This window comes from Rhizobium lusitanum, from assembly GCF_014189535.1.
Taxonomy (GTDB): Bacteria; Pseudomonadota; Alphaproteobacteria; order Rhizobiales; family Rhizobiaceae; genus Rhizobium; species Rhizobium lusitanum_C.
Genome location: NZ_CP050308.1, coordinates 2,506,780 through 2,527,314, shown reverse-complemented (window position 1 = coordinate 2,527,314; position 20,535 = coordinate 2,506,780). Strand labels below are relative to the sequence as shown.

Sequence of the window (20,535 nt, the reverse complement as noted above, 5' to 3'; positions counted from 1 at the left end):
GGAAGACAGCAGCCGAATCACGAGTTCGAGACGAGATGACCATCAAACAAGCCATGGTGCTGGCCGCGGGGCTCGGAACCCGTATGCGCCCGATCACCGACACCATCCCGAAACCGCTGGTAAGGATCGCCGGCAAGCCGATGATCGACTATGCGCTGGATGCGCTGGCAGACGCCGGCGTCGAGCAAGTAGTGGTCAATGTCCATCACCATGCCGACCAGATGGAGGCGCATCTGCGCAATTACCGCAAGCTCGAAATCCTGATTTCGGACGAGCGGGAGGCGTTGATGAACAATGGCGGTGGGCTGGCCAAGGGGCTGAAGCTTCTGGGCCGTGACCCGGTTTTCGTCATGAATTCAGATTTGTTCTGGATCGGTGAAACACAGGGTCGCCCCACCAATCTGCAACGCTTAGCCGGATTCTTCGATGCCGAGCGCATGGACATGGCCATGCTCTGTGTCGCGCTCGAAAAGACCACCGGCCATAATGGCAAGAACGATTTCGGCCTGGCTGACGATGGCCGGCTTTCGCGCTATCGCGATGTCGCTCAGAATGGCGTCGTCTATGCGGGTACGCTGGTCATGACCCCAGCCGTTCTTGACGATGCGCCTGATGATGCCTTCAACGTCAATACCTATTACGACAAGTCGATCGCCAAGGGCCGGCTTTACGGCACGATACTCGACGGTCATTGGCTGACTGTCGGCACGCCGGAGGCGGTCGGCGAGGCGGAGGAAACGATCCGGACTTTCCGGGCGTTTGCGTGAGACGATGACGAGTGGGCACCGGCAACGCATCCTGACGATCCCGGCGGGCCTGCCCTTCCTGAAGACCCTTGCCAGCGCCCTTTGCGACGGCCGGCTGACCGAGCATTTCCGCCATGATCCGAGCGATCCGCTGTCGCTCGCCAAGGTCACGATCTTCCTGCCGACACGGCGCGCGGCGCGCGTGCTGCGTTCGGAATTCGTCGATCTGCTCGGCGGCCGCTCCGCCATCCTGCCGGTGATCCGTCCGCTCGGCGAGACCGACGACGACAGCGGCTATTTCGAGGAGACGCTGCCGGCGACTGCGGATCTGGCGCAGCCGCTCGCCAATACCGCCCGCCTGCTGGAGCTGGCACGGCTGATCCTTGCCTGGCGCAACAAGCTGCCGCAGATCGTGCGCGACATCCATTCGGACTCGCCGCTGGTTGCCCCCGCAAGCCCGGCGGATGCCATCTGGCTCGCCCGCAATCTTGCAGAACTCATCGATTCCATCGAGACCGAAGATCGCGATTGGGCAGCCCTTGCCGATCTCAGCGCCGACGACCATGCGCTCTGGTGGCAACTGACCGCCGAATTCCTGCAGATTGCCAGCGCCTTCTGGCCGGCGCGGCTGGAGGAACTCGGCAAGTCCTCGCCCGCCCGGCACCGCAACGCCATTCTGCGCGCCGAGGCGCAGCGGATCGCCACCATGCAGCATGCCGGCCCGATCATCATCGCCGGCTCGACCGGTTCGGTGCCGGCAACGGCGGAGCTGATCGCGGCTGTCGCCTCCCTGCCGCAAGGGGTGATCGTCCTGCCGGGGCTCGATCTCACAATGCCGGAAGAGGACTGGCAGCTGGTGGCACCGGAAACCGGCATCGGCGAAAGGGTCGATCCGACGACGCGCAGCCATTCGCAATATGGCCTGTCGTTGCTGTTGAAGCGGCTGCACACGCCCCGCAGCGATGTCGAAGCCATCGCCGAGGCGACCGGGGACATGCAGATGCGCGCTGAGATCCTGTCGCGCGCCCTGGCGCCGGCAAAGGCGACCAGCGGCTGGGGCGCGTGGCAGCAAACACTTGGCTCCGACATGATCGCCAATGCCTTTGCCGATGTCGCCCTGATCGAGGCGGCAAACGAGCGCGAGGAGGCGACGGCGATTGCCATCGCCTTACGTCTGGCGCTGGAAAAGCCGGGACGGGATGGCGGCGAAAGCCAGGCGGCACTGATCACGCCGGACCGTAATCTGGCGCGGCGGGTGACGGCGGAGCTGGCGCGCTTCGGCATCACCGCCGACGATTCAGCCGGCACGCCGCTGACCGCCACGCCGCAGGGCGCGCTCTTGCAGTTGCTGCTCGAAGCGACGCTGCGCCCCGGCGATCCCGTCGCCATCGTTTCGCTGCTCAAGCACCCCCTTGCCCGTTTCAGCCTTCCGCAGGACGCGTTGCAACTCGGCGTCGATGCGCTGGAGATCTTGGCGCTCAGGGGCGGCATTGCCGATGTCGACATCGGCGCGCTGGAACCGCTGCTCGACCGCCAGCTTGCCGAACAAGCGAAAAGCCGCCACGCGCCGCAATGGCGCAAATCCTTGGCCCCCGAAGCGGTGGACCGGGCGCGCGAACTGGCACGCCAAGTCACCAGGGCATGTGAGCCCCTGGCATCCGCGCTTTCGCAGCAATCACCTGACGGCCTCCCCACCCTTTCCGAATGGGCCGAGCGCACCGGCCGGGCGCTGGAAGCCGTCGCCGCCGACGAGCGCGGCGATCTGGCCGCACTCTGGTCCGGCGAGGCAGGCGATACGCTCGCCAGCCTGCTGAAGGAAATCATCGATACCGACGGGCAGCTGGAAGCGGACGGGCCGCAATGGATCGATATCATGGCGGCGCTCTGCGCCGGCCAGGCGGTCAAGCCACGCGCCTTGAGCCATCCGCGCCTGTTCATCTTCGGTACGCTGGAAGCACGCCTGCAGAGCGTCGATACGCTGATCCTCGGCGGGCTGAACGAAGGCTCCTGGCCCGGCCAGACCGCCAACAACCCCTTCATTTCCCGCACGATGAAAACCGAGATCGGCCTGGAGCCGCCGGAGCGGCGCATCGGCCAACTTGCCCACGATTTCGAAATGGCGAACGGCACGCGCGACCTGATCTATTCGCGCGCATTGCGTCAAGGTTCGACCCCGACCGTGGCCTCTCGCTGGCTGCAGCGGCTGATGGCGCTGGGCGGCAAGGCATTTTCCAGCGAATTGAAGGCGCGCGGCGATCAATATCGTCATTGGGCCGGGATGATCGACCAGGGTGAAAATCAGACTCCGGCGCAAAGACCGGCACCAAGACCGCCCGCCGAGCTGCAGCCGAAAAGCTATTCCTTCAGCGAGGTTGGCCGTCTCCGCCGCGACCCCTATGCGATCTACGCCCGGCGCGTGCTGCGGCTCGACCCGATCGATCCCTTCAACCGCGATCCCGGCCCGGCCGAACGCGGCACGCTCTATCACAAGATCATCGACCGCTTCATTCGCGAGGGCCATATCGCCGGCACGCCGGATGCATCGCTGGCTATGGACTGTATTCTCACCGAGCTGTTCGATGCGGAACAATTGCCCGTTCATATCGACAGCGTCTGGCGGCCGCGCTTCCGCGAAGTCGCGCGTGCCTTCCTTATCTGGGAAGCGGAGCGACGGCCGGAGATCCGCAGGACGGCAACGGAAGTGCCGGCCGGCGTCCAGATCGAACCGATCGGCATCCGGCTCACCGGCGTCGCCGACCGCATCGACTTCAAGGGTGGCAAGGCTGCCGATATCATCGACTACAAGACCGGCTACAATCCCTCGCCGGCGCAGGCCCGCACGCTGCTTGATCCGCAATTGGCGCTGGAAGCCTATGCGCTCAAGGCCGGCGCCTTCCGCGATATCGACGCACTCGTCCCGGAAAACCTGCTTTACGTGCGGCTGAGACCCGGAGATCGCTTCAAGGTCGATCAGGTCAACAACGAGCTCTCGAGCCGTGGCGGCAAGACGGAAACGAAATCGGCTCTGGATCTGGCGCAGGAATCGATGGACCAGCTCGTGAAATTCGTTTCCCTGCTGCAATCCGGCGAAAAGGGCTTCTCCTCGCGGCTGATCCCGGCGCAGCAATTCGAATATGGCGGCGATTACGATCACCTCGCCCGCGTCTCGGAATGGTCGACGGCGGAGACCGAGCAGGAAGGCGGCGGCGATGAGTGATCTTCCCGTAAGCGAACTGGCCGCCCTGCCCGAGAGCGACGATGCCGGCGCCTGGATCGGCTGGACGACGGTGCAGCAATCCATCGCCTCCGATCCCGAGCGCTCCGCCTGGGTCTCGGCCAATGCCGGTTCCGGCAAGACGCATGTACTGACACAGCGTGTCATCCGCCTGCTGCTCGACGGCGCGCGGCCTTCGGCCATTCTCTGCCTGACCTATACCAAGGCCGCCGCCTCCGAAATGTCGAACCGCGTCTTCGACCGGCTGGCCGCCTGGGCAACCTTGTCGGATGAAGAGCTTAAAACGCGGATTACCGAGATCGAGGGCGCGGAGCCGGATCTGTTCAAGCTCGCCGAGGCCCGGCGGCTCTTTGCCAAGGCGCTGGAAACGCCGGGCGGGCTGAAGATCCAGACGATCCACGCCTTCTGCGAGGCGCTGCTGCATCAATTTCCGCTGGAGGCCAATGTCGCCGGCCATTTCTCCGTTCTCGACGACCGCGCAGCCGCGACCCTGCTGGAAGACGCACGTCGCTCGTTGCTGACGGCAACGACGCCGCAGCGGGATGCCGAACTTGCGGAGGCCTTTTCCTATGTTCTCGATCTCGGCGATGAATCCGGCCTGGAGACGCTGCTTGGCGATATTGTCGCCAAGCGCAACGCCATCCGACGCTTCACCACGGATGCAGAGCGGAAAGGCGGCATCGACGCCGTGCTGCTCGCCCGGCTTGGTCTTTCCGCCGATGACACGGAAGCCGGCATCGCGGAGCAATATTGGCCGCTGCCCGGCCTTTCCGGCGCGACGCTGGAGCTTTATCTGACGCTTGCCGACGAGAAAGGCGGCGCGAAGGCGCAAGAGGTTGCCTACGGGCTGCGTCTCGCCAAGCGCGAGGTAAATCCGGTCGCCCGGGCGGACATCCTCGAAAAGGTGATGCTGACCGGCAAGGGCGAGCCGAAATCCGACAGCCAGTTCTTCGTCAAGGCGATGCTGGCGGATGCGCCGGCACTTGCCGAAGCGGTAGCCACCGCCCGCGCTCATGTCGTTACCTGCCGCGACAGACTGAAGCTGATGCGGATGTATCGCGCCACCCGCGCGGCGCTCGTTCTGGCCGACCGGCTGAACCGCGACTATGAAGAGCTGAAGAAACGCCGCAGTCAGCTCGACTTCGAAGACCTGATCACCCGCACCGCCGATCTTCTGACCAAGAAGGATGTCGGCCCCTGGATTCACTACAAGCTCGACCAGGGCATCGACCATATTCTCGTCGACGAGGCGCAGGATACCAGCCCGATCCAATGGAGCGTCATCCAGTCGCTGGCGGAGGATTTCTTCTCCGGTGAAAGCGCGCGGCAGACGCTGCGGACAATCTTCGCGGTCGGCGACGAGAAACAGTCAATCTATTCCTTCCAGGGTGCGCGGCCCGAACGTTTCTCCGAGGAGAGCGACCGGACACGGCGGCGGGTGGCAACCAGCGGCCAGCAGTTTTCCTCGATCCGCCTGCCGCTCTCCTTCCGCTCGACAGCCGATGTGCTCGCCGCCGTCGATCATGTCTTCACCGCGCCCGAAAATGCCCGCGGGCTGAGCGCCGTCGACGAGCCGGTCGTGCATCGCTCAAGCCGCATCGGCCATCCCGGCGCCGTCGATCTCTGGGAGATGATCGCGCCGGAGCCGGCGGCGAAGGAAGAGGATTGGACGGCACCGTTCGATTCGACGCCGGAAAGCGCGCCGGCGGCGATCCTGGCGCGGCGCATGGCGCAGACGATCGGCAATCTCATTGGCCGCGAGACGATCATCGACAAGGGCAAGGCCCGTTTCATCGAGGCCGGCGACATTCTCGTGCTCGTGCGCAAGCGCGACAGCTTCGTCAATGCGCTGACCCGGGCGCTGAAGCGACGCAACAATATCCCCGTGGCCGGCGCCGACCGGCTGGTGCTGACCACCCATATCGCCATTCAGGATCTGCTAGCGCTTGGCCGCTTTCTGCTGCTGCCGGAAGATGACCTGTCGCTCTCTGCTCTTTTGAAAAGTCCGCTGTTTGATCTCGGTGAAGACGACGTCTTTGCCGTCGCGGCCCTTCGCGACAGCAATGAAAGTGTGTGGACCCACCTGCAGAAATTTGCCGATGACGGCAATGAGCGGTTCCGATATGCGGTCGACCGGCTGAAAACCTTCCTCGCTTTGTCGAAAAGCCTGTCCGTTCATGATTTCTATGCCCGCGTGCTCGGCAGCTTCGGCGGCCGGCGGCAGTTTCTGGCGCGGCTCGGCACCGAGGTCAGCGATATCCTCGATGAATTCCTGACTTTCACGCTCGACCACGAGACCTCCGGCCTGCCGGGCCTGCAGTCCTTCGTCTCGACGCTAGAACTGGAAGCGCCGACGGTGAAGCGCGAGCAGGACAAGGGCCGCAACGAGGTGCGGATCATGACCGTGCATGCCTCCAAGGGCCTGGAAGCGCCGATCGTCTTCCTCGTCGATGGCGGCGGCAAGGCCTTCACCCATACGCACCTGCCGAAGATGCGGTTGATCGAGACCGGCAAACAAGACATCCCGCTGCCGGTCTGGGTGCCGGTCTCGGCGCTCGCCAATTCATTGACGCAGGCCGATACAGCCAGACTGCAATCGCTGACGGAAGAGGAATATCGCCGCCTGCTCTATGTCGGCATGACCCGCGCCGCCGACCGGCTGATCATCTGCGGCTATCGCGGCATCCGTGAGAATGCCGATACATGGCACGCCATGATTTCCGCGGCACTGCGCCAGGACGGCGAGCGCTGCACGCCCGTCAGTTTCTCCGGGCCGGATGGCGAGTGGCAGGGATTGAGCTGGCGCGTCACCCAGGTCGAGCGCAGTTTCGAGCGTATGGAGCAAGCGGAAAAAGCCATCGACCGTGGCGCGCTACCCGTCGGGCTCAGCCGACCGCTGCCGCCGCAGCGAAACCTGCCTCGGCCGCTCAGCCCTTCCGGCGCCGGCACCGTCATCGACGACGAAGCTGACAATCTGCTCGTCGCCTCGCCGCTGTTCACCGAGAAGGCCAAGTCGGATCGCTCGCTGGAAAAGGGCCGCTTCATCCACCGCATGCTGCAGACATTGCCGGAAATCGCGCCAGCGGATCGCGCCGAGGCAGCGCGGCGCTATGCCGAACGGGCCGCACGCTTCTGGCCGCAGGCAGAACGCGATGCGCTGCTCGGCTCAGTGATGGCGTTGCTATCGCACTCGGAACTGCAGGGCGTTTTCAGCGCCCATGCCCAGGCCGAAGTCTCGATCATGGGCACGCTGACACTCGATGACCAGGCCTATGCCGTCTCCGGCCGCATCGACCGGCTGACCGTGCTCGACGACCGCGTCGTCATCCTCGACTACAAGACCAACCGGGTGCCTCCACGCTCGGCAAAGGAAATTCCCTTCGCTCATCGGGCGCAGCTTGCCATCTATCGCGAGATCCTCTCGCCGCTCTATCCGGGCAAGCGTATCGATTGCGTGCTCGTCTATACCGAGAATGCCTCGATCCACACGCTGTCCGGCGAGGCGCTAGCATTGACGCTTGCGGAGCTCAAGACAAAGTGAAATACCGAACATTGAAAATGAGGCACCGTACCCTCACATACATTCCAACCGCAAATCCCGGTAAAGGAGCAGCCTATGGCTACCGTAAAAGTCGATAATGCTAACTTCGCCTCCGAAGTTCTTAACTCCGCAGAGCCTGTCATCGTTGATTTCTGGGCCGAATGGTGCGGTCCGTGCAAGATGATTGCCCCGTCGCTCGATGAACTCTCCGTGCAGTTCGAAGGCAAGGTGAAGATCGCCAAGCTCAACATCGATGAGAACCCGGAACTGGCTGCCCAGTTCGGTGTTCGCTCGATCCCGACGCTTGCCATGTTCAAGGCCGGCGAAGTCGCCGACATCAAGGTTGGCGCCGCTCCGAAATCAGCTCTGGAAAGCTGGATCAAAGGCGCTGCCGCCGCCTGATCAGGTATCGACTGATATGAATCAAAAAGCCCGGTTTGTCCGGGCTTTTTTGTTGGGCTCAACTGCTTTGCAAAGGTGGCTCATCGCCCGATAGATCAATTGTCGTCCCAAACCTCTACGTCCGCATCGATGAGATATTGCGATCCATCGTACCAAACATAGGCAATGACGAGTTCCTTTTGGCCCGCACCTTTTGCGACCTCATAACGGCACATCAGACGATAAGCTCCCTGACGATCACGATTGGTGCCGCGCCGATCGGTGAAATTGCCTTCGCCATCGTCGACCTCACCAGTCACTCTCAGATTGTCGTCACCGCGCAGCCGGCGAAGCGCACTTTGGGCAACAGTGACCGGAGCGCAGGCCGCGCTCGTCTCCGCTGGCTTTCCTGTCTTGTCCAGCAGAACCGCCCAATGGCCTTTGGAAAAGCGGAATGGGATTTCCTGAAAGCCATCATAGGAGCCCTGTAATTTCAGGACGCAGAGCCGCACATTTTCCGGCCGCTGAAAAGCTGGCAGACAACCGGGAAACTCCGCAATCCGGGGAACACCCGACTTTACCGCTTCCATCGCGCTGTGCAATTGCACGGCGGTCGGAGGCGGCGGCGTTGCTGTGGAAGGAGCCGATTGGGCTGGAGCGGCTAAACCGAGATACAATGCGCCAATGGTAACGAGAGGCAGATACCAGGTGTTGAGAACGCCCTTCTTCATTTAGCCTCCTCGCAAGCCGTATTTGTTACTTCGGCGGCGTGCCGTTGTCGGCAAGGACATCACCGACGAGATAGAGCGAGCCGCCGATCAGGATGCGCGGAGCGGGCATGTTGGGTACGGCCAGTTCCCGGATTTCGTCCAGCGCCTGGCGGACCGTCAACATGGGCTCGGCCACCAGGCCGGCGTCATAGGCCGAATTTGCCAGGATGACCGGATCGATCATCGCTTCGCTGCCACGGATCGGCACGCAATAGACCTTTTCCGCCAGACCCGTGAATGCCTTGAAATAGCCTAGGGGATCCTTGGTGTTGATCATGCCGATGATCAGGAATAGCGGGCGCGGCTGACGCTCCTCGAAACTGGCCATAGCTTCGGCAATGACCTCGCCGGCGCCGGGATTGTGACCGCCATCGACCCAGATTTCCGCGCCTTCCGGAGCGTACGGCAACAGCTCGCCCTCTGTCAGGCGCTGCAGGCGACCCGGCCATTCGACCGAGATCATCGCCTTTTCCATCATCGTCTCGGTGACGACAAAGCCTGCGGCCTTGACGGCGCGGATGGCGGCGGCGGCATTGGCATATTGATGCCGGCCCGGCAGGCGCGGCAGCGGCAGGTCGCCAAGGCCGAATTCGTCCTGATAGACCAGTCGGCCATATTCCTCATGGGCAGAAAAGTCCTGGCCGAAGACGGCGGTCGGGCAGCGCAGCCGCTCGGCGGTCGATACCAGTACGTCGAGAGCCGCATCATGGTCCTGATGACCAATGACGACAGGCCGGCCGGCCTTCATGATCCCCGCCTTTTCGGCGGCGATCAGCTCGACCCGGTCGCCAAGATAGGGCTGGTGATCGAGCGAGATTGGCATGATCACCGAAACGGCCGGCTCGGAAATAACATTGGTCGCGTCGAAACGACCGCCGAGGCCAACTTCGATGACTGCGGCGTCGGCCGGATGCTCGGCAAACAGGATGAAGGTCGCCGCTGTCAGGATCTCGAATACCGTGATCTTCTCGCCGCCATTGGCATCGGCGATACGCCGAAGCACTTCGGCAAAGACCGCGTCGTCAACCAGCTCGCCACGGCTGCCATTGACGCCGATGCGGTAGCGCTCATGCCAGTTGACGAGATGCGGCGAGGTATGGACATGCACGCTGTAGCCGCCCGCTTCGAGAAGCGCGCGGCAGAAGGCCGTCACCGAGCCCTTGCCGTTGGTTCCAGCGACATGGATCACCGGCGGCAGCTTGTTCTGCGGATTACCGAGGATGTCGAGAAGGCGGGTGATCCTGTCCAGCGAGAGATCGTAGCCCTTGGGGTGCAACCCCATCAGCTTGGCGATTTCCTGCGCTGCCTCGCTCACTGCGGATTGATCCATCGCCGTCACCCGCACCTCCGCCTTTCGGCCATCCGCTTCAGGTCAGCCGTTCGCCACCAGCGGCGCTGCTGCGCCGTTCAGGCTCTTCGCGGACACATCATTTGCCGGAGCCTTGGTCAGGATCTTCAAAAGCGTCGCCAGGGTATCGGGGATATCATGGCGCTTGATGACCATGTCGACCATGCCGTGCTCAAGCAGGTATTCCGAGGTCTGGAAGCCTTCGGGCAGCTTCTCGCGGATCGTCTGTTCGATGACGCGCTTGCCGGCAAAGCAGATCTCCGCGCCCGGCTCCGCCAGGTGGACATCGCCGAGCATGGCGTAAGAGGCGGTGACGCCACCCGTGGTCGGGTTGGTCAGGACGACGATATAGGGCTGGCCGGCCTCCTTCAGCATGTCGACGGCAACCGTCGTGCGCGGCAGCTGCATCAGGGACAGAATGCCTTCCTGCATACGGGCGCCACCCGAAGCCGGGAACATCACCAGCGGGCACTTCTCGGCAATCGCACGCTCAAACGCCTTGACGATCGCCTCGCCGGCAGCGATGCCCAGCGAGCCACCCATGAAATTGAATTCATGGACGACGGCCACGAGCTTCAGGCCACGAACCTTTCCGACGCCGGCGACAATCGTGTCTTCCTGATCGGTCTTGATGCGGCTGTCCTTCAGACGGTCGGTGTATTTCTTCGAGTCGCGGAACTTCAGCGGGTCCTGCGCGACCTTCGGCTGCTGCAAGGCTTCGTATTCGCCCTTGTCGAAAAGATCGGCAAGGCGGGCCTTGGCCGGCATCTTCATATGGAAGCCGGAGGCAGGAATGACCCACTTGTTATCTTCCAGATCCTTGTGGAAGACCATCTCGCCGGTCTCCGGGCACTTGATCCAGAGATTTTCCGGTACTTCGCGGCGGCCCAGCATAGAATTGATCCGCGGGCGGACGTAATTGGTGATCCAGTTCAATTCGAAAACTCCTGATCGACTGAATTAATCGATATCGTAGTCGTCACCTAATGCCCATAGGCCTTTTCTTCAACCGTTTCCGATCGAAGGGTCCAGCCTATGTGGGGAAACTATTCGGCGGCAACAAGGCGCGCCGAGCGCGTTCCCGTCGACAGGCCTCGCACCAGCGTCGCAACAGACTGAATAGTGTCGGGGCCGGCCTTGCCATCCTTGGTCAGGCTGGTGGCGATCTGGTTGACAATCGCCGTGCCGACGACCACGCCATCCGCGGAACCGCCGATGACCTTCGCATGCTCAGCCGTCTTGACGCCGAAGCCGACGCAGACCGGCAGATCGGTATGCTGCTTGATGCGCTTGACGGCGCCGGACACCAGGGACGGATCCGGCAGGGCCGAGCCAGTGATGCCGTTCATCGAGACATAGTAGACGAAGCCGGATGTGTTTCTCAGCACGGTCGGCAGGCGCTTTTCGTCAGTAGTCGGCGTCGCCAGACGGATGAAGTTGATGCCCTTGCGGATCGCAGGGATGCAGAGCTCGTCGTCCATTTCCGGCGGCAGGTCGACAACGATCAGGCCGTCAATGCCGGCGGCGATCGCGTCATCGAGGAAGGTCTCGACGCCGTAGATATAGATGGGATTGTAGTAGCCCATCAGCACGATCGGCGTATCGACGTCCGTCTTGCGGAAATCGGCGGCGAGCTGCAGCGTCTTCTTCAGCGTCTGGCCGGCCTTCAAGGCACGCTGGCCGGCAAGCTGGATCGCCGGGCCGTCGGCCATGGGATCCGAAAAGGCCATGCCGAGTTCGATGACGTCAGCGCCGGCTTCCGGCAGCGCCTTCATGATACCGAGCGAGGTGTCGTAGTCGGGATCGCCACCCATGAAATAGGTGACGAGTGCCGGGCGGCCTTCAGCCTTCAGAGCGGCGAAGCGTTTGTCCATACGTGCGGTCATGGTGTCTAACTCACATTCCCAGAATCTTGGCGACGGTGAAGATGTCCTTGTCGCCGCGACCGGAGAGGTTCATCAGGATGATCTCGTCCTTGCCCATCTTCGGCGCGCGCTTAATGACTTCGGCAAGCGCGTGGCTCGGCTCAAGTGCCGGAATGATGCCTTCAAGTCGCGTCAACGTCTGGAAAGCTTCCAGCGCCTCGTGGTCCATGATCGGCACATATTCGGCGCGGCCGATATCGTTCAGCCAGGAATGCTCCGGGCCGATGCCGGGATAGTCGAGGCCGGCCGAAATCGAATGTCCCTCTTTGATCTGGCCGTCGCTGTTCTGCAACAGGTAGGTGCGGTTGCCGTGCAGCACGCCGGGCGAACCGGCGGTGATCGAGGCGCAATGCTCGTCGCCCTGCAGGCCCTTGCCGCCGGCTTCGACGCCGACGATCTTGACGCTTTCGTCATCGAGGAAGGGATGGAAGATGCCGATCGCGTTCGAACCGCCGCCAACAGCTGCGATGACGAGATCCGGCAGGCGGCCTTCGGCTTCCAGCATCTGCTGCTTGGCTTCGGTGCCTATCACGGCCTGGAAATCGCGGACCATTTCCGGATAGGGATGCGGGCCGGCGGCCGTGCCGATCAGGTAATAGGTGTCATCGACATTGGTGACCCAATCGCGAAGCGCCTCGTTCATGGCGTCCTTCAGCGTGCCGCTGCCGGCCGTCACCGGAATAACCTCGGCGCCCAGCAGCTTCATGCGGAAAACGTTCGGCGCCTGACGCTCGACATCGGTCGCGCCCATGTAGACGACGCAGGGCAGGCCGAAGCGGGCGGCAACGGTTGCCGAGGCAACGCCATGCTGGCCGGCGCCAGTCTCGGCGATGATGCGAGTCTTGCCCATGCGCTTGGCAAGCAGGATCTGGCCGATGCAATTGTTGATCTTGTGCGAGCCGGTATGGTTCAGCTCTTCGCGCTTGAAATAGATCTTGGCGCCACCAAGCTCGGCCGTCAGACGCTCGGCGAAATAAAGCGGGCTCGGGCGGCCGATATAATGGGTGCCGAGCGACGTCAGTTCGGCCTGGAAAGCCGGATCGTTCTTCGCCTTTTCCCATTCCGCCTGTAGGTCCAGGATCAGCGGCATCAACGTCTCAGCGACGAAGCGGCCACCATAAATACCGAAACGGCCGTCCTCATCGGGACCGGCGCGGAAGGAATTCAGCTTTGGCGTCTGGTTCACTCTTAACTCCCTGCTGCCGGTTCCGGCAGGCATGCTTCTGCAACAGCGTCGAAAAATTCGTCGATCTTCTTCGGATCCTTCACACCGGGCGCGCTTTCGACGCCGGAAGAAAGATCGATGCCCGTGGCCTTGGTGGATGCCAGTGCCTGGGCGAAATTGTCCTTGTTCACGCCGCCGGACAGCATGTAGTCGACGCTATCGTCGAGCCAGCTCATCAGGCTCCAGTCGAAGGACACGCCGTTTCCGCCCGGCAACTCAGAACCGGCCGGCGGCTTGGCGTCAAACAGGAAGCGGTCGGCAATACCGATATAGGCTTCGACCCGCTTCAGATCGTCGGCGTCACGCACCGACATGGCCTTCATAACAGGCAGATTATAGACCGCTTTGATCGTCAGCACACGCTCCGGGCTTTCATTGCCGTGAAGCTGGAGGATATCCGGACGCACCAGCGAGATGATCTCATCAAGATCGTCATTGGTCGGATTGACGGTCACCGCAACGATCTTTGCCTTGCCGCGAGCGCGCTCGGCAAGCTTGCCGGCAAGATCCGGCTCGATATAGCGGGGGCTTTTTTCAAAAAGATAAAACCGACATGCGTGGCACCGCGCTCAAGCGCACGATCCATAGCTTCCGGCGTTTTCAGACCGCAAATTTTGATATCGGGGTTCATGGCAGCGGAGTGACATGAAAATTAGAAAGAGTCGAGCCTAAAGGCGACAGACTGGGAATTTTACGCGTCTCCTACGGGGCCGAATATGGCTCAATCGAAATCGATCGCATGCAGGTGGCTGCCATGGCGCTTCAGCCAGGCCTTGGCCTCGTCCATGTCAGGGCAGAGCTTGCGGCAGAGCGCCCAGAAGCGCGGGCCATGGTTCATTTCGCGCAAATGCGCGACCTCGTGGGCGGCGAGATAATCGATCACCAGCGGCGGCGCCATGACGATGCGCCAAGAGAAGCTCAGATTTCCCTCCGACGAACAGGATCCCCAGCGGCTGCGGGTATCCTTCATGCTGATCGAGGAGACGGGCGCACGGATCGCTCCCGCATGCACAGCCACCAGTCTTTCCAGATCGGCACGGGCCTCCTTCTTGAGGAAGGTGGCGATGCGCCGGCCCGCATGTTCCGGCATGCCGCTGACGCGCAGCACCGGTGCGCCGTCGATAGTGGTCGCCTCAGTCAGGCCGCGCAGGGTGCCGGTATGCACGATGCGATGGCGGATGCCGCGCAGAAGGATTTCGCCGCCGCTGCGCAGGCTGCTTTCAGTGGAGAATTTAGCGAGCTTGGTGAGCAGCCAGCCCTGATGCCGGTCGAGGAAGGCGTTGACCTCGCGCGCCGCAAGGCCGCGTGGAATGGTCATCTTCAGCGCCCGTCCACCGGGCTCGATGCGAAGCGTGATCCGTGTCGCCCGCTCGTTCTGGCGGATCGTCAGCGGCATCAGCCGGCCGGCAACCTCGAGCGTGCGCGTTTCCGGCGCAGGCGGCTGGGGAGCGGATCGGCGGGATCTGGACAGAAGCGGAAACATGAAGAGCAGTTTTATACGATTCGCACGGGTTTCTGGCAAAGAAAAACCGGCATCGTTGGATGCCGGTTTTGTCGGAAAGCTGGCTGTCGACTACGGCGTCTTGAATTCCGGAGCCGGGCCGTTGTCGTCATTGCGCTTGACGTTGTTACGGTCGCGCATGAAGCGGTCGAACTCGTCCTGATCCTTGGCGCGGCGAAGCTCGCGGGCATAGGTGTCGAAGTCGGCACGCATTTCATCGAGCCTGCGGCGCTCCTCGTCGAGGCGCTCCAGCTCTGCCCGGCGCCAGTCGTCGAAGGCGACGTTGCCGGTGGTGAAATGAGCGCGATGACGGCCACGGTTGCGACCGCAGCCGGAGAAGCCATTAAACATGCCGTCGGCCTTCTGGTTCACATCCCGTTTGAAATCCCTCAGGCGTTCGCCGAAGAGAATATAGGCAAGCATGGCGAGACCTAGCGGCCAGAAGACCACGAAGCCAAGCACCATCAGAGCAATGGTGGCCGGAGTCCAATCCGGGCGAAGCAATGCTGACTGGTTCATCGTGAGGTATCCTCGCAGTAAGTCGGTTCGACCACATGCCGAACCGCTGGAATCGAGATGGTTACCTCGTCATGAGCCTTCAATGGTATTTGCCGGGGAAATCGAGCAAGCCTTTGATTCAAGCTCAATAATTCAGCAAAAGCTAATTCTTTGCGATCTCAGGCGGATTTGCCGCCCTTGATCACACGCTTGACGACCGGCTTGCCGCTGCGCGCGTGCTCGCGGGTGAAGGCGATGATGCGCGGCGCGATCTCGCGGCGGAAGCGTGAACCGTTGAAGACGCCGTAATGGCCGACATCGGGCTGCAGGTAATGCATCCGCATGTCGTCGGGAATATTCGTGCAGATGGTCTGCGCCGCCCCGGTCTGGCCGACGCCGGAAATGTCGTCGTTTTCGCCCTCGACCGTCAGCAGCGCCACATTGCGGATCGCCGCGGGATCGACGCGCTGGCCGCGATGCATCAGCTCGCCCTTCGGCAGCGCATGCTTGATAAAGACCTCATCGACGGTCTGCAGATAGAATTCCGCCGTCAGGTCCATGACCGCCAGATATTCGTCATAGAAATCGCGATGCTTCTCCGCCGGCTCGCCGTCGTTCTTGACGAGGTGCACGAAGAACTCTTTGTGGGCGATCATGTGCCGGTCGAGGTTCATCGACATGAAGCCGGAGAGCTGCAGGAAGCCGGGATAGACCGGACGCATGAAGCCCGGCTGCGGCCAGGGCACATTCATGACGACATTGTCGGCGAACCATTCCAGCGGCTTGTCCTTGGCGAGCTGATTGACCGCCGTCGGATTGATGCGCGTGTCGATCGGACCGCCCATCAGCGTCATCGAGGCAGGCGACAGTGGGTCACCGGCCGCTTCCATCACCGCGGCTGCGGCCAGAACCGGCACGGAAGGCTGACAGACGGCGACAACATGGGTATCCGGCCCGAGATGGTGCAGCATCTCGATGACGTAGTCGATGTAATCCTCCAGATCGAAGGTGCCCTCGGTCATCGGCACCATGCGGGCATCGATCCAGTCGGTTATGTAGACATCGGCGCCCGGCAGCAGCGCTTCGACGGTGCCGCGCAGCAGCGTCGCGTAATGGCCGGACATCGGCGCGACGATCAGGATACGCGGATCGCTGACATGACCGGCAGGCAGGCTGCGCTCGAAATGGATCAGATTGCAGAAGGGCTTCTTCCAGACGATCTTTTCATGGACCGAGACCGGCTTGCCGCCTATCTGGGTTTCAGGGAGCCCGAATGCCGGCTTGCCATATCGCCGCGTGGTGCGCTCGAACATCTCGAGGCTTGCCGTCATCGTGCGGCCAAGCACCGTATGGGAGACAGGATTGAGCGGATTGGCATAGGCCAGGCGCATCATGTCGGCGGCGGCGCGGAACGGCGCGAGGGCGGCATGATTGAGTTCATAAAGCTGATAAAACATCGGAAAGCGTCTCCTCTCGAGAAGCTGGTGCTAAGCCTCGAAAATCAGCGATTTCCGGAAAGCTTAAATGCGCCTTTAAGCGTTACTGCGTCCTCCGCAACGTGCTCCCGGACACGCTGCACAATCAGATAACGACCGCTCCCCACGCGTGGTCCTCATCCTTTGAGCCAAGATAGCATCTTTTGCTGCGAAGCAATATAAATTTTGCGTCGCACCAACCAGCAAAAATGCCGGGGAACAGGCTCCCCGGCATCCAGAATGGTCTCAAAACCTTAACGCACCGATTATCAGGCGTCGGCCAAGAACGTCTGGCGCTGCGAACCGAGGCCTTCAATCCCGAGCTCGACGACATCGCCGGCCTTCAGGAACTGCGGTGGCTTCATGCCCATGCCGACGCCGGGAGGCGTGCCGGTGGAGATGACATCACCCGGATGCAGCGACATGAACTGGCTGAGATAGGAAACCAGATAGGCGACGCCATAGACCATGGTCTTGGTCGAGCCATCCTGCATCGTCTTGCCATTGACCTTCAGCCACATGCCGAGGCTCTGCGGATCGGCGGCTTCGTCCTTGGTGACGAGCCAGGGGCCGATCGGGCCGAAGGTGTCGCAGGACTTGCCCTTGGTCCACTGTCCGGAACGCTCGGTCTGGAAGGCACGTTCGGAGACGTCGTGCGAAACGCAATAGCCGGCGACATAATCCAGCGCATCGGCTTCGCTGACATATTTGGCAGTCTTGCCAATGACGACGCCGAGTTCGACTTCCCAGTCGGTCTTTTGCGAGCCGCGCGGGATCAGCACATTGTCGTTCGGGCCGACGATGGCCGAGGTCGCCTTCATGAAGATGATCGGCTCTGGCGGCACCGTCGCGCCGGTTTCGGCAGCGTGGTCGGAGAAATTCAGGCCGATGCAGATGAACTTGCCGGTGCCGGCAACGCAGGCGCCGATGCGGTCTTCTGCCAATTCCGGCAGGCTCTTCGGATCGAGCGCGGCGATCTTCGCGAGGCCCGCGGGCGAAATCGCCTCGCCACCGATATCGGCGACATGCGCGGAGAGATCGCGGATCTTGCCATCGCTATCCAGAAGCGCCGGCTTTTCCTTGCCGGCCGCGCCAACACGCAACAATTTCATAGGTCTTCCTTCCCTGCATTTTAAAAGACGAGATTGATTTCACCATATATGAACGAATTATTCACCAGTGTCATCAATCGATTTCGGAGCATAACACGTCCTGTTTGGCCGCGCCGGAACAACAGCTTTTCCTATGTCGTCGGCAAGGATCGCGCAATCTCAACAATCGTCGCGAAGGCCACATCGATATCTTCCGCCGTGGTCTCGAACTGGCCGGCCTGAAAACGGATGACAAGCCGGCCGGCGACCCGCGTCTGCGTCAGATAGATACGGCCGTCATTGTTGATGGCGGCGACAAGGCGCTGAGTATGGCTCTCCTGATCGACGCCGGCTGGCGCCTTGTGATCGAAGGAGAACAGCGACAGGAACGGCTCCGTGACAATCTCGAAATCCGGCTCCGCCGCCAGGCGCTTGGCCAGATTTTGCGACCAGGTGACATGGTTTCGGATCATCGTCCGCAAGCCTTCAAGTCCATGATAACGCAGCAGGAACCAAAGTTTCAACGCACGAAAACGGCGGCCAAGCGGCACCGACCATTCGGAGTAATTGGTGATGCCGTCATGACCGTGGGTGCGTAGGAATTCCGGATGGATCGCCAGCGTCCGCACCAGCGATTCCGGCTCACGGATAAACTGGACCGAGCAATCAAACTGGGCGCCGAGCCATTTATGCGGATTGAAGACAATGGAATCGGCCTGCTCGACGCCTTGCCATAGCGTCCGGAATTCCGGGCAGATCATCGCCGAACCGGCCCAGGCGGCATCGACATGCACATAGAGACCATGAGCATGCGCGACATCGACAACCGCCGCAACATCGTCGCAGCCGCCGATGCTGGTGCCGCCGACACAGGCGATCACGCCGGCCGGCAGCAGGCCCGCAGCACGGTCCCGCTCGATCGCGGCCGCAAGCGCCTGCGCATCCATGGCACTGTTCGGGCCGATTGAAGGGATGCGAACAAGGTTGTCCGCGCCGATGCCGGAGATCCAGATGGCGCGGTCGATCGAGGTATGAACCTGATCCGTGCAATAGATCCGCACCGTCTTGTTTGCCGTGAGGCCTTGCTTGTTGCCCTGCCAATCCAGCGCCTTTTCGCGCATGACCAGCACAGCCGCGAGTGTCGCCGTCGAGGCGGAGTCCTGGATGACGCCCGTAAAACTGTCAGGCAGACCAAGGGCTTGGCGCAGCCAGTCAACCACCTTGGTTTCCAGCTCGGTGGCCGACGGCGAGGTTTGCCAGAGCATGCATTGGGCGGCGATGGCGCTGACCAGATACTCGGCGACAACCGAAACCGGAGCCGCATTGGCGGGGAAATAGGCGAAGAAGCGCGGATGCTGCCAATGGGTCATGCCGGGCACGAGGATATCCTCGAAATCCTTGAAGATATCCTCCATGGGTTCGCCGGATTCTGGTGGAAAATCAGCGATATGCGCCGCGATTTCGCCGGGCGCCGTTTGCGCCCTGACCGGCCGGTCGCGCAGCGATGCACGATAATCCGCACCCCAATCCGCCGCCTTCTCCGACCAGCGCCGAAACTCCTCCCAGTCCATGACGACCTCCCCGTTCCACCGAAGCGAGCGGACCTTAGACCGGTTTTACGAGATGGTCGAGTATCAGAAAGATGCGTCCAGCATTGAGCCGATCGGCATGATTCGGGATAGGATCTCCCCGAAATAACGCAATGTTGAAGCAGACTATCTACCTGGCAAAGCCGGATACGACTATGTAAGAAAACCTGTCCTTCAAATTCCAGTTATTGGAGTGCCGCATGCCCACCTCCGTTTCCTCCGTGAAAACCGACCATGCCAGCCGCTATCTACAGCAGCTCTGCAAGCATTGGAGCCACAAATTCACCATTGAATTCAACGAGACCGCCGGAAAGGTGCCTTTCAACCCCGAGACCTCGCTTGAGCTGAAGGCGGATGCCTCCGCATTGCTGATGACCCTGCATGTCGAAAATCCGCAGGACATCGACCGCATGCAGACCGTCGTGGCCGATCACCTGAAGCGCTTCGCCTTCCGCGAGGAGCTCGACGTGGTCTGGACTGCTGACGCGAGCAAGGTATAGATTTCCCGCGTACCCCCCCAGGGTTTGTCGCCCCGACCCACTCCCAGTGGTCAGCGACAGCCTCCTTCAGATGAAAGACCTCTCATGACGTCCAGCAACCACCGCGAATCGCAATATCCGATCGACAAGCTCTTCCTCGACCGTTGGTCGCCGCGTGCCTATTCCAACGAAACCATGCCGGAAGCCGACCTGCTGACCATTCTGGAAGCCGCCCATTGGGCGCCGTCCGCCTCCAATGTGCAGCCCTGGCGCTTCGTCTACGCGCTGCGCGGCTCGGAAAACTGGGACAAGTTTCTGAGCCTGCTGATCGACTTCAACCAGGGCTGGGCCAAGTCGGCCGCCGCCCTGCTTTTTGTCGTCTCGCGCACGCATAGCGGCGAACTTGGCTCCGCCGAGCAGAAGCCCAGCTACAGCCACTCCTTCGATGCCGGTACGGCCTGGGGTTTCCTGGCGCTGCAAGCGCACCTGGCTGGTTACGCAGCCCATGGCATGGGCGGCTTCCATGTCGAGAAATCCTATGAGGTTCTCGGCATTCCCGAAGGCTTCCGCGTCGAGACGGCCGTTGCCATCGGCAAAATCGGCGACAAGAGCCAGCTTCCGGAAAAGCTCCAGGAACGCGAAACCCCGAACGACCGCAAGCCACTTTCCGAAGTTGCCTTCAACGGTACTTTCATCGCCAAGTAATTGATCTCAACATAAAAAGGCCCGCC

16 protein-coding genes and 1 pseudogene are annotated in these 20,535 nt (G+C 61.7%); 6 read left to right on the top strand and 11 right to left on the bottom strand.

The genetic code is table 11. The features are described from left to right. The first annotated feature begins 35 nt into the window (after positions 1 to 35). The 4 genes from HB780_RS25865 to trxA all read left to right on the top strand — a co-directional run bounded on the left by HB780_RS25865 (position 36) and on the right by trxA (position 7,924). Complete coding sequence (locus HB780_RS25865) at positions 36 to 767, top strand: nucleotidyltransferase family protein (protein ID WP_183690358.1); 732 nt, start codon at positions 36 to 38, stop codon at positions 765 to 767. 4 nt (positions 768 to 771) lie between these two features. Further along, positions 772 to 3,963, top strand: coding sequence for a double-strand break repair protein AddB (gene addB, locus HB780_RS25860; RefSeq protein ID WP_183690356.1), 3,192 nt, complete (start codon positions 772 to 774; stop codon positions 3,961 to 3,963). Then, entirely contained in the window at positions 3,956 to 7,522 is a 3,567-nt protein-coding gene (gene addA / locus HB780_RS25855) for a double-strand break repair helicase AddA (protein ID WP_183690354.1), read from the top strand. The genes addB and addA overlap by 8 nt, the downstream gene beginning before the upstream one ends. A 75-nt stretch (positions 7,523 to 7,597) precedes the next feature. Continuing rightward, positions 7,598 to 7,924: a thioredoxin gene (gene trxA / locus HB780_RS25850; RefSeq protein ID WP_183690352.1), complete on the top strand. Its 327-nt coding sequence runs from the start codon at positions 7,598 to 7,600 to the stop codon at positions 7,922 to 7,924. A gap of 95 nt (positions 7,925 to 8,019) precedes the next feature. Here the strand turns inward: trxA and HB780_RS25845 are convergent, their stop codons facing one another. The 11 genes and pseudogenes from HB780_RS25845 to HB780_RS25795 all read right to left on the bottom strand — a co-directional run bounded on the left by HB780_RS25845 (position 8,020) and on the right by HB780_RS25795 (position 19,307). Continuing rightward, positions 8,020 to 8,634, bottom strand: a complete 615-nt coding sequence (locus tag HB780_RS25845; protein ID WP_183690350.1) for a hypothetical protein — start codon at positions 8,632 to 8,634, stop codon at positions 8,020 to 8,022. A gap of 25 nt (positions 8,635 to 8,659) precedes the next feature. After that, a complete protein-coding gene (locus HB780_RS25840; protein WP_435693891.1) occupies positions 8,660 to 10,003 on the bottom strand; it encodes a bifunctional folylpolyglutamate synthase/dihydrofolate synthase in 1,344 nt (447 codons plus the stop codon). Positions 10,004 to 10,045: 42 nt separating this feature from the next. Next, positions 10,046 to 10,957, bottom strand: a complete 912-nt coding sequence (gene accD, locus HB780_RS25835) for an acetyl-CoA carboxylase, carboxyltransferase subunit beta (RefSeq protein ID WP_183690348.1) — start codon at positions 10,955 to 10,957, stop codon at positions 10,046 to 10,048. A 110-nt stretch (positions 10,958 to 11,067) separates the two neighbouring features. Continuing rightward, the gene (gene trpA / locus HB780_RS25830) at positions 11,068 to 11,907 is read right to left on the bottom strand and encodes a tryptophan synthase subunit alpha (protein ID WP_183690346.1); all 840 of its coding nucleotides are present in this window, start codon (positions 11,905 to 11,907) and stop codon (positions 11,068 to 11,070) included. A gap of 10 nt (positions 11,908 to 11,917) precedes the next feature. Beyond that, complete coding sequence (gene trpB / locus HB780_RS25825) at positions 11,918 to 13,132, bottom strand: tryptophan synthase subunit beta (protein WP_183690344.1); 1,215 nt, start codon at positions 13,130 to 13,132, stop codon at positions 11,918 to 11,920. A 2-nt stretch (positions 13,133 to 13,134) separates the two neighbouring features. After that, a pseudogene (locus HB780_RS25820) lies at positions 13,135 to 13,802 on the bottom strand (phosphoribosylanthranilate isomerase). 90 nt (positions 13,803 to 13,892) lie between these two features. Beyond that, on the bottom strand, positions 13,893 to 14,654 hold the full coding sequence (locus tag HB780_RS25815) for a M48 family metallopeptidase (protein ID WP_183690342.1): 762 nt from the start codon (positions 14,652 to 14,654) through the stop codon (positions 13,893 to 13,895). A 90-nt stretch (positions 14,655 to 14,744) separates the two neighbouring features. Next, a complete protein-coding gene (locus HB780_RS25810) occupies positions 14,745 to 15,191 on the bottom strand; it encodes a DUF2852 domain-containing protein (RefSeq protein ID WP_183690340.1) in 447 nt (148 codons plus the stop codon). A gap of 158 nt (positions 15,192 to 15,349) precedes the next feature. Further along, positions 15,350 to 16,627: a polyhydroxyalkanoate depolymerase gene (gene phaZ, locus HB780_RS25805; protein ID WP_183690338.1), complete on the bottom strand. Its 1,278-nt coding sequence runs from the start codon at positions 16,625 to 16,627 to the stop codon at positions 15,350 to 15,352. Positions 16,628 to 16,914: 287 nt separating this feature from the next. Further along, positions 16,915 to 17,757: a fumarylacetoacetate hydrolase family protein gene (locus HB780_RS25800; protein WP_183690336.1), complete on the bottom strand. Its 843-nt coding sequence runs from the start codon at positions 17,755 to 17,757 to the stop codon at positions 16,915 to 16,917. Positions 17,758 to 17,888: 131 nt separating this feature from the next. Then, positions 17,889 to 19,307: a pyridoxal phosphate-dependent decarboxylase family protein gene (locus tag HB780_RS25795; protein WP_183690334.1), complete on the bottom strand. Its 1,419-nt coding sequence runs from the start codon at positions 19,305 to 19,307 to the stop codon at positions 17,889 to 17,891. A 218-nt stretch (positions 19,308 to 19,525) separates the two neighbouring features. Between HB780_RS25795 and HB780_RS25790 the strand changes: the two genes are divergently transcribed. Both HB780_RS25790 and HB780_RS25785 read left to right on the top strand, forming a co-directional pair. Continuing rightward, a complete protein-coding gene (locus tag HB780_RS25790) occupies positions 19,526 to 19,825 on the top strand; it encodes a DUF2218 domain-containing protein (protein WP_183690332.1) in 300 nt (99 codons plus the stop codon). 84 nt (positions 19,826 to 19,909) lie between these two features. Further along, positions 19,910 to 20,509: a nitroreductase family protein gene (locus HB780_RS25785; protein WP_183690330.1), complete on the top strand. Its 600-nt coding sequence runs from the start codon at positions 19,910 to 19,912 to the stop codon at positions 20,507 to 20,509. Positions 20,510 to 20,535: the final 26 nt, after the last annotated feature.